The sequence below is a fragment of the Arthrobacter livingstonensis genome (assembly GCF_003219815.1).
Taxonomy (GTDB): Bacteria; Actinomycetota; Actinomycetes; order Actinomycetales; family Micrococcaceae; genus Specibacter; species Specibacter livingstonensis.
In genome coordinates, this window is record NZ_QJVD01000101.1 from 1 (window position 1) to 1,356 (window position 1,356).

Sequence of the window (1,356 nt, forward strand, 5' to 3'; positions counted from 1 at the left end):
TGTCCGGCCAGGGTGGCGGGTTCGTTGGTGATCCCGAGCAGGCCCAGGACCGGGACGGTGATGATGACCTGCGCCGCCGGTTCCGGCGGTTCCGTGATGGCTTTCCCGGTCCGGGTGGCTTCGAGCTGGTTCAGGTAGTCCCGGACAGGGTCCTCGAGAATCCCGTCCACCACCCCGTCCACCAGGGCACCGGCCAGCTCCCCGACCAGGGCCCCGACCGTGCCGCCGACCGTGCCGCCGACCGTGCCGCCGACCGTGCCGCCGACCGTGCCGCCGACCGTGCCGCCGACCGTGCCGCCGACCGTGCCGCCGGTCAGGAGGCCATCCAGACCCGGATCGTCCGCAGGCTGACCTTCCGGGGCGGGGCTGTCCCCTGGAATGGTGCCGCTGGAAGTTGCTCCACCACCCTGGCCGAGACCGGGGTGGTCTGGACGACCGTCCGGGCCAGCACCTGCGATGGTGCCGGTGGCCCTGGTGTCGGTGTTGGGGCAGAGGATTCCGGTGTGGGGGATGTTTTCCGGGTTCGTTTCGCGGGCCTGGCGCGCGGTCTCCTCTCTTTTGGTCAGGGGCCCGATCGCTGGGGACCGCGGGATGAAGACCCAGTCGGGCAGGACATCCACCAGCGTCAGCCCCGTGTACCCGTCGTCCGCCAAAGGGGTGCGGCTGGAGAGCGTGTACACGTCAAGGGTGACACCGGAGAATGCATCGTTGATGAAACGCGCACCCGAAAACGACCCACCACCGGTGGGCTGCCCGCCATGGTCGGCGTCGCGCCCACTGTCATTGTCATTGTCACCGGTAGCGCCGCCGGACCCGCCGGTCCCGCCGGATCCGGCATTCCAATCGTTGGCATGGCTGCTGCCAGCGGTGCCGCTGCCCCCGCTTGCGTTCCCGCCGATGCCACTGCTGTTGCTACCGCTGCCGCTGGTTGCGTTGCCACCGCCGCTGCCGCTGGTTGCGTTGCCACCGGTGGTTGCGCTGTTGTTGCTGGTTGTGTTGCCGCGGGCCGTGGGGCCCTCGCCATGAGTGTCTGGGCTGCCGTCGGCCGTGGCGCTGTCGTCCGTGCCCGTGCCGGCGGCTTGGCTGCCGGTCCTGCCGCTGGTGGTCGTCTCGGCGGTGGGCTGGCTGCTGTTGGTGGACTCCGTGTTGCTGTTGTTGTTGGTGGACTCGTGGTTATTGCTGCCGGCGGTGGCGCCGGTGCCGGGGAGGTGTTGGCCCAGGAGGAGGATCGTGGCGGTGTCGGCGCGGATTTGTCCGATGGTGCGGTGTTCGTTGGGGTCTTGTTGGGCGCGGGCCAGGCGTGTGCAGTGGACGAAGGCGCCGTTGGCGGCGGGGGCGGGGAGGTGCAGGGTCAGC

1 pseudogene is annotated in these 1,356 nt (G+C 70.1%); it reads right to left on the reverse strand.

Annotation, left to right across the window (positions count from 1 at the left end):
* Positions 1-1,356 (reverse strand): annotated as a pseudogene (locus CVV68_RS23750) (hypothetical protein); the annotation flags it as partial.